Origin of the sequence: Microbacterium sp. UBA837 (assembly GCF_002296025.1) — a bacterium.
Classification (GTDB): domain Bacteria; phylum Actinomycetota; class Actinomycetes; order Actinomycetales; family Microbacteriaceae; genus Microbacterium.
This window is the reverse complement of sequence record NZ_DBHD01000158.1, coordinates 23,542-31,473: the sequence shown is the minus strand read 5'-3', so window position 1 is coordinate 31,473 and position 7,932 is coordinate 23,542. Positions and strand designations below refer to the sequence as shown.

Below are 7,932 nucleotides of genomic sequence, written 5' to 3'. Positions count from 1 at the left end.
GCGCCGCATCGTCTGCTTCGACGGGCACAAGGTCTGTCGACCCGGTGATCGTGGCTACTGCCTGCTCGGCAGCATCCACGGGGTCATCCGCCACAGCGTCATCTTCCGGGGCGGGCTCGTCTGCTGGGGCAGGCTCGTCTTGTTCCAGGGCTGCCTCGTCGGCGTCCGAACTGGAGATCTGGTCGACCTCATCCCGGGTCTCGCTCGCTGCGATGGATTCCAGCGCAGCCTCGAGCGCAGGATCGACCGGCGTGCCATCGACCGCGGCGTCCTCGGGCGCAGGGGGCGGCGTGCCCTCCGACTCAGAGGGCTTCGGTGCTGCGGCGGGGCGCTTCCGCGCAGTCGCGGGTCGCTGCGCCGCAGGGCGCCGTGGCGCGCGCGGGCTCGATCCCGACGTCTTGGAGGCAGACGTACGCGAACTGGAGGTCTTTCGCGGGGCGCGCGGCGCGCGCGGCGACGCGGGCTTCTTCGCGGATCCCTCCCCCGGGGTCTCGCCGGACTCGCCGGAGGACTCGTCGGGAAGATCCGTCGCCTCAGTCACCGCTCCAAACTATCAATCGACCTCCGCCTCAGCCCCCCGATGACACTCGATGCCAGGCGGATGCCCAGCCGGAGCGCTTAAGATCGCCCCATGGCCGACAAGGTCCATCAGATCCATTCGCTACCGGATGACGCCCCCTGGTCGGGTGGGCTCCCTCCGGAAGGGTCGGACGAGCACCCGATGTTCATCCGAGCGCTTGATCGCGTGCTGGCAATTCAGCGGCCCGTTGTTCTGGCTCATTTGCGCAGCATCCGCCTTCGCCAACCGAACGCGACCTCCGCGCAGATCATCCGCACTCTTGAGCGCCGGTACCTGGCCGCCGTGACCACCGGAGGCGCGGCGGTGGGGGCCACGGCTGTGGTTCCGGGCATCGGTACCGGCGTCACTCTCGCCCTCAGCGGGGTCGAGACCATCGGGTTCCTCGAGGCGACCACCCTCTTCGCGCAGTCAGTTGCGGAAGTGCACGGCATCCCGGTGTCCGATCCCAACCGCGCCCGTGCGCTCGTGCTGACACTGATGCTCGGCCAGGAAGGCGTCGACCTCGTCTCGCAGTTGGCGAACCAGGCGACCGGTCGCGGACCGACGCGCTCGACCTACTGGGGCGAGATGGTCACCAAGACGATCCCGAAGGCAGCGATGGGGCCGATCGTCGATCGCCTCAAGACCACCTTCGTCCGCCAGTTCGCCGCCCGGGGCGGCGCGTCCTGGATTGGCAAGGCTCTCCCGTTCGGCATCGGCGCGGCAATCGGCGGCGCCGGCAACCACATTCTCGGCCGGCGGGTCCTCACGGGATCCCGCCGAGCCTTCGGTATTCCGCCGCAAGCGTTACCCCCAGAAACCGAGCCGCTGCCGGGCGCCCGCCGTATCGAGCACTCGGCAGTTTCGGTCGCGCGCCGCGCCGGTTCTGCGGTGGGCACAGGCGTGGGGCGGGGCGCGAGCGCGATCGGCAGCAGTGTCTCGAAAGGAACGACAGCTATCGGCGGTGCAGCTCGAAGCATCACGCGTCGTCCCCGGAAAGGCGAAGACACACAAGCGACCGACGCCGCCCCGGAGTAGTCTGGGGCGGCGTCGGTCGGGCTCGCCAGGTCTGACGTGACCGAGCCTTAGGCCGTGCTCACGAACCGAGCTGTCCGAGCGTCACGTCCACCGTGCGGGTCTGACCGTCGCGAACGAAAGTCACTGTCGCGTCGCTTCCGGCCGCTGCAGCACGCACCTGGGCGGTGAGATCGGTCGCGTCCGAAATCGGCACACCGTTGAAGCCCGTCACGATGTCGCCGGCCTGCAGGCCGCCGCGCTGGGCCGCGCCACCGTCGGTCACGTCGGCGACGTAGGCACCGGTGATGGTGGAGCCCTGAATCATCGCGGCGTTCTGCACGCTCGCACCGAGCAGTCCGTGCGTTGCCGAACCGGTGTCGATGATCTCTTGCGTCACACGCTCGACGACGTTCGAGGGGATCGAGAAGCCGACGCCGATGGAGCCGGCCTGGCCCGAGGATCCGCCCGCGGAAGCGATCGCAACGTTGATGCCGATGAGCTTGCCGTCGGAATCGACCAGGGCGCCACCCGAGTTTCCGGGGTTGATGGCGGCATCCGTCTGAATCACCGCGATCGAAATCGTCTCGTTCGATCCCGTGCTGCCCTGGCGGCCCTGACCGAAGTCGAAGTAGAACGGCCCCTCGCCGCCCTGATCCTCGGAGTTGGGGTCGCTCTGGTCGGTGTCGGGCGCAGCAGCCGAGGAGATCTGGATCGAGCGGTTGAGTGCGCTCACGATACCCGTGGTCACCGTGTTCGACAGCCCCAGCGGAGCACCGATCGCGACGGTCTGGTCACCAACGTTCAGATTCGAGGAGTCGGCGAAATCAATCGGCGTCAGATCCTCGGCGCCCACGAGCTTGATGACGGCGAGGTCGTAGATGGGGTCGGTGCCGACGACGTCAGCATCGTAGACGCGCCCGTCTGACGTGGTGACGCGAACCGTCGCGTCTGCCGTCGCGCCGTCAAGGGTGACGACGTGCGTGTTCGTGACGACGTAGCCGTCAGAGGTCAGGACGACCCCGGAGCCCGTTCCGCCGCCGCTGGAGGAGCTGGCCTCGATGGTGACAACGCTCGGAAGCACCTTGGCCGCGATCCCGGTCGTCTGCGTCACAGAGGACGTGTCGTTCACCGTGACACTTGCAGGTCCGGATGCTGTCGTCACGGTGTCGGGAGCAAACAGCGAAACGCCGGCGTAGGCACCCCCCAGGCCGGCGGCACCGCCCACGAGGGCGGCGGCGATGATGATCCCGGCAACCTTGCCCGCGCCGACCTTTGCGCGCGGCGCCGCCGTCGTGGCGGGAGCGAAGGCGTAGTTCGGGGCAGCTGCAGGGGAAGTGTAGGGAGCCTGCGCGTAGGGGGACTGCGGGTGGTGGGTTCCAGCCGCGGGGGGAGCCCACGTCGGTGAGGCACTCGCAGCCGGGGACACCCCGGGGGTCGGCGGCAGCGGTTCCGTCGGCTGTGTGGACTGCGTCGACTCAACCGGTGTGGCGGCGGGGGCGGTCGCGTGCGCGGAGGCGTCAGCGCCCTGCGCGGCTTCCCTGTTCGCGGTCTCGGCGGCGCCCTGCGGGTCGACGGAATCTGCGGTGTTCTCGGTGCTCATGGATGCTCCTTCCAAGCACCATCAACGGTGCCGCCGGATGCTGTGTGAATCCTATGGCTCAGTCGGGAGCGAACTATGCAGTCGTGATGCTCTCGTTCGACGCCGCCCCGCGACACCGGTCACGGGCGCGGGATCACGTCGAACCGCCGCAGCCGAAGCGCCGGATTGACGCGCCGCACGCGATCTATGACATCCGGATCCACGTAGCCCACAGCGACATCCGTACCTGTGCCGACACCCGCGATCGCCACACCTTGGGGGTCGAGCACGACCGAGGCCCCGACCCCGAGCGGTGGCGGATGGTCGGCAGCCGCAACGAACACCGTGTTCTCGATCGCGCGGGCCGCCAACAGCGTCTGCCATTGGAACTCTTTGAGCGGACCTCGCACCCAGGCTGCGGGGACGACCATCCCCTCCGCCCCGGCATCCACCAGGGTTCGGGCGACCTCCGGAAACCGCAGGTCGTAACAGGTCATGAGACCCCAGCGCAGTCCGCCCACGTCGAAAGTCTGGGGTGGCACGAGCTCGCCGGCCTCGACCCAATCAGACTCCCGCTGCCCGAACGCATCGTAGAGATGAAGCTTGCGGTACACAGCGAGAACTCCCTCAGAGCCCACCGCAACTACCGCGTTGCGCACCTTCGCGGGGTTGGTCGCCGTTTCGATGAGTCCTGCCACGACCACCGTGCCGGTTCGCTGCGCTGACTGCTGAAGAGCCGCGATGAACGGTCCATCCACGGGCTGCGCGTGCCGGGCGAGCGTCTGGTCGAACGGGTCGACGAAGTAGCTGGAGTACTCGGGGAACACGACGAGGCTCGCACCGCGGTCAGCTGCCACATCGACCATTCGATCGATCTGACGCGCATTGGCCTCGCTGTCGGCAGACGGCGCGAACTGCGCAATTGCCACGGGGACTGCCGGTGCCGGCATCCGGGTCATGAGCGGTCCGCCTTTCGAGAATGGTGCCTGCGCAGATACCCCGGCACGACGAGCCACAGGATGACGACGGCGGCACCGAGGGCGGCCGCTGCGATCCAGGCCGGGTCGAAACCGAGCACGACGTCGAACACGAAAGCCACGACACCCACGAGAAGGAGACCGACGGTCCCCAGGGCACCGACGAGCGCGCGGTGTCCGAAGATCACGACGTCGGGCTTGGCGAGCCTGCGGAACAGGCTGCGGTGCATCGCGACCGGCGCCAACGCGATGATCGCGCTCAGAGCCGCGAGCACCAGAAGGCCGAGGTAGAAAGCGCGTTGCGGATCGGTGAGGTCACCGAATGCCGGCTGGAATGCGACGGCGAGGAGAAATCCCGTGAGGATCTGCGTGCCGGTCTGGAGCACGCGCAACTCCTGGAGCACATCATCCCAGTTGCGGTCGGCGCGCTCACTGGGCGTCTCGGATCGCCCGTCGGGCCCGGCGTCGGCGCCGGGCGCCGTCCGTAGGTCGCCTCGGGATGTCGTCATGCGGCAATCCTCCCCGGCCGGCATGAGTCGAGGCAACCGGGGCCCCACCTCGCTAACCCAAAGATGCGAGGCCGTGGGAACCGTGCTAAGGTTGATCCTTGTGCCGCGGGGTGGAGCAGTTCGGTAGCTCGCTGGGCTCATAACCCAGAGGTCGTAGGTTCAAATCCTGCCCCCGCAACCAAGAGAAGGTCCCGGATCGACAAGATCCGGGACCTTCTGCATTGCCAGAGACCCCCACCGCAGTGAGCTCAGGCGGGGTCGATCGCCTGGCTCACATCGGTCAAATACCGGCCGATGAGCCTCAGCTCATCCTCCGTGTACGGCTCGGTCACCCGACGCATCTGCTCGAGGTGCTCGGAGAAGTGTTTGAAGAAGGTCGCCCGCGAGTGCGCCGTCAACGTCAGGATGAGTGCACGGCGATCCCTCGGATGCGGGTGGCGCTCGATATAGCCGGCTCCCTCAAGTCGGTCCAGCAGTTTCGTCGTCGATGCCGTCGATATCCGCAGGTGCTTCGCGATGTCGTGCGGACTGACGGACTCGCCCCGCTGCTCTCGCACGATCATCATGCGCAGGGCCGCGAGATCCGTCGCGTTCATGTCCATGTCGTCTTTCATGCCGCCGTTCATGCGGTCCATGGCATCATTGAGCGCACGGATGCTCAGCAGAACGTCCAGCACAGCCTGCTGGTGTGGAGTCTGCGGAACCCACGGCGTGGTCATGATGGACACCCCTTTCCACTCCTTGTTATCATCGGACGGGAGATATTGCTAGCTAAGCTAGCGATATAGGAGGAGGAATAATGACGGATGGCGACCATGTGGTGTTGCTGGATGACGATGGCAACCCGGTAGGCACCGCCCCGAAGAGCAGTGTGCATGGCACCGAAACCGCACTCCATCTCGCTTTCTCGTGCCACGTCCTCAACGCCGAGGGGCAGGTGCTCGTTACCCGACGAGCACTCGACAAGAAAACCTGGCCCGGCGTCTGGACCAATTCCTTCTGCGGTCACCCGAGGCCCGCAGAGCCACTCCTGTCGGCAGTGCAGCGACGCGGTGAGTTCGAGCTCGGCATCCACCTGACCGACATCGAGCTCGCGCTTCCGCTTTTCCGCTACCGCGCCGTCGACGCAGGCGGAATCGTCGAGAACGAGATCTGCCCGGTCTACATCGCACGCACCGATGACGAGGTCGCTCCGAATCCCCTCGAAGTCGTCGAAGCCCGCTGGGTAGACCCCGAAGAGCTCGGCTCGTCGCTGGCAACCACGCCCTGGGCCTTCAGCCCCTGGCTCGTGCTGCAGTCCCAGCAACTCGGCATCTTCGAATCCCCGCAACTGCAGCGACGAGCCTCATGATCCCAGACGCCGCCCGATTCGCCGTCGACACCGCGATCGACGAGGCACTGGCGCGACTGGCAGCCCGGGCGACGAAACAGGGAGAGTCGATGTCGGCGCTCACCGCCGCGGTGAGCGCCGCGACAGCCGGCGGAAAGCGACTGAGACCACAGCTGGTCGTGGCATCCTTTCTCGCCGTCGGCGGTGACCTCGAGCGTGCCCCCGGCCTGTCGTCTGTGGCCGCAGCATTCGAGTTGCTACATAGCGCGTTCGTCATCCACGACGATGTCATCGACCACGACGTGACCAGGCGCGGCGTGCCCAACGTGGCGGGCCGTTTCCGCATCAGAGCAAAAACCCAGGGCGCAGATGCGAAAGGCGCGGCGCTGCTGGGGGATGCGGCCGCAATTCTCGCCGGTGACCTCCTTCTCCACGAGGCGACCCGGATGGTCGCGCTTGCCGACGTGCCCGACATGCAACGCACACGACTGCTCGACCTCCTGGACGATGCCGTCTTCGTCTCGGCGGCTGGTGAACTCGCCGACGTCGAAAACAGCGTGACGCCCGATCTCGCGGAACAGGCAGAGATCCTCGCCGCCACTTACAACAAGACAGCGGTGTACTCGTTCACCGCGCCGCTCTGCGCGGGCGCGATTCTGGCCGGCGCGCCCTCGACGTGGATAGCCGACCTTGAACGCATCGGCGGCTCACTCGGTCTCGCGTTTCAGCTTGTGGACGATCTCATCGGCGCGTTCGGCACGGCAGAGCAAGCTGGCAAGGATGCCGGAAGCGACCTGCGCGAGTCCAAGCGCACGCCTCTCATTGCGCTAGCCCGCGAGAGCGCGCAGTGGCCGCTGGTCACCAGCACCCTCGCCGTGGCACACACCGGACCGATCGCGGTCCGCCACGCCCAGTCAGCGCTCGAAGCCAGCGGCGCCCGTGAGCGGCTTCATCAACTCATTGTCGAGAACCTGTCGGATGTGCGCCGACGCGCCTCCCGTTCGACTCTCCCTCCCCGCGCGGTGACCTTGGCAGATACGCTCGCTGCGGCAGTGGAGGAGCGCATTCCGTGAGTCATCAGCCGACGGGCATCGCCCTGTACGACACGGCAGCCGACGACGCCGCGGCGGCCGTGATCGCGGCGTACTCGACCTCGTTCGGCATGGCCACACGCCTGCTCGGGCCGCGGGTGCGCACGCACGTGCGCAACATCTACGCCCTCGTCCGCGTCGCTGACGAGATCGTCGACGGCCCAGCCATCGAAGCGGGTTTGGATGCCGCATCCGCCGAGACGCTTCTCGATGAACTCCAACACGAGACGATGACAGCGATCGGTCGCGGCTTCAGCAGCAACCTCATCGTGCACGCCTTTGCCCGAACAGCCCGCGAATGTCTCATCGGAGCAGACCTCACCGATCCGTTCTTCGCCTCGATGCGAACCGACCTCACGGTTGCCTCACACGACGACGCCTCCCACGACTCGTACGTCTACGGATCGGCCGAAGTCGTGGGGCTCATGTGTCTGCAGGTGTTCGTCAACGCCGGCCAAGCTTCCCCTTCGGGCCCCACTCCCGAACTGGTCGACGGAGCCCGGCGCCTCGGCGCTGCCTTTCAAGACGTGAACTTCCTACGCGATCTCGACCACGACGAGGCCGCGCTCGGCCGAGACTACCTCGGAATCACGACCGGCGCCCACGACCGGGTCGCAATCCTCGACCGCATCGATGGGGATCTGGCCGCGGCAGTAGCCGTCATCCCCCATCTGCCCCCGGATTGCCGCCGAGCCGTGACCGCAGCGCACGACCTGTTCGCCGAGCTCTCGAGACGGCTGCGCGCCGACCCCGCACCGACCGCGCGGGTGCGGGTGCCCAATATCGTCAAGGCCGGACTCATCGCCCGCGCCCTCGTCGGAGTAGCACCACGCCGAACCAGCCCGTGAGCGCGGCCTTCCCGGTCACGTC

Annotated in this window: 8 protein-coding genes, 1 tRNA gene and 1 pseudogene; 5 read left to right on the top strand and 5 right to left on the bottom strand. The window is 67.2% G+C overall.

Translation table 11 applies throughout. The features are described from left to right. A pseudogene (locus B3587_RS11645) lies at nt 1-541 on the bottom strand (hypothetical protein); the annotation flags it as partial. 90 nt (nt 542-631) lie between these two features. On the opposite strand from B3587_RS11645, the gene B3587_RS11640 reads away from it, so the two are divergent. Next, a complete protein-coding gene (locus B3587_RS11640) occupies nt 632-1,597 on the top strand; it encodes a hypothetical protein (RefSeq protein WP_292728814.1) in 966 nt (321 codons plus the stop codon). Nucleotides 1,598-1,655: 58 nt separating this feature from the next. Here B3587_RS11640 and B3587_RS11635 read toward each other — a convergent pair whose 3' ends face one another. The 3 genes from B3587_RS11635 to B3587_RS11625 form a co-directional block, all read right to left on the bottom strand. Beyond that, nucleotides 1,656-3,176, bottom strand: coding sequence for a trypsin-like peptidase domain-containing protein (locus tag B3587_RS11635; protein WP_228177133.1), 1,521 nt, complete (start codon nt 3,174-3,176; stop codon nt 1,656-1,658). A gap of 119 nt (nt 3,177-3,295) precedes the next feature. Beyond that, nucleotides 3,296-4,105, bottom strand: coding sequence for a carbon-nitrogen hydrolase family protein (locus B3587_RS11630; RefSeq protein WP_228177186.1), 810 nt, complete (start codon nt 4,103-4,105; stop codon nt 3,296-3,298). A 5-nt stretch (nt 4,106-4,110) separates the two neighbouring features. Beyond that, complete coding sequence (locus B3587_RS11625; protein WP_292728811.1) at nt 4,111-4,641, bottom strand: DUF6328 family protein; 531 nt, start codon at nt 4,639-4,641, stop codon at nt 4,111-4,113. 104 nt (nt 4,642-4,745) lie between these two features. Between B3587_RS11625 and B3587_RS11620 the strand changes: the two genes are divergently transcribed. Continuing rightward, nucleotides 4,746-4,822: transfer RNA gene (locus B3587_RS11620), tRNA-Met, on the top strand. Between the two features lie 67 nt (nt 4,823-4,889). On the opposite strand, the gene B3587_RS11615 is transcribed toward B3587_RS11620, so the two are convergent. Further along, nucleotides 4,890-5,360, bottom strand: coding sequence for a MarR family winged helix-turn-helix transcriptional regulator (locus tag B3587_RS11615; protein ID WP_292728808.1), 471 nt, complete (start codon nt 5,358-5,360; stop codon nt 4,890-4,892). 80 nt (nt 5,361-5,440) lie between these two features. On the opposite strand from B3587_RS11615, the gene idi reads away from it, so the two are divergent. Genes idi through B3587_RS11600 form a run of 3 tightly spaced genes read left to right on the top strand, consistent with a single transcriptional unit; the run spans nt 5,441 to nt 7,910 of the window. Next, nucleotides 5,441-5,992 carry an isopentenyl-diphosphate Delta-isomerase gene (gene idi / locus B3587_RS11610; protein WP_228177130.1) on the top strand — a complete coding sequence of 184 codons (552 nt, stop codon included), beginning with the start codon at nt 5,441-5,443 and terminating at the stop codon, nt 5,990-5,992. After that, nucleotides 5,989-7,044, top strand: a complete 1,056-nt coding sequence (locus B3587_RS11605; RefSeq protein ID WP_228177129.1) for a polyprenyl synthetase family protein — start codon at nt 5,989-5,991, stop codon at nt 7,042-7,044. The genes idi and B3587_RS11605 overlap by 4 nt, the downstream gene beginning before the upstream one ends. Further along, nucleotides 7,041-7,910, top strand: a complete 870-nt coding sequence (locus B3587_RS11600) for a phytoene/squalene synthase family protein (protein WP_292728805.1) — start codon at nt 7,041-7,043, stop codon at nt 7,908-7,910. The genes B3587_RS11605 and B3587_RS11600 overlap by 4 nt, the downstream gene beginning before the upstream one ends. Nucleotides 7,911-7,932 lie beyond the last annotated feature (22 nt).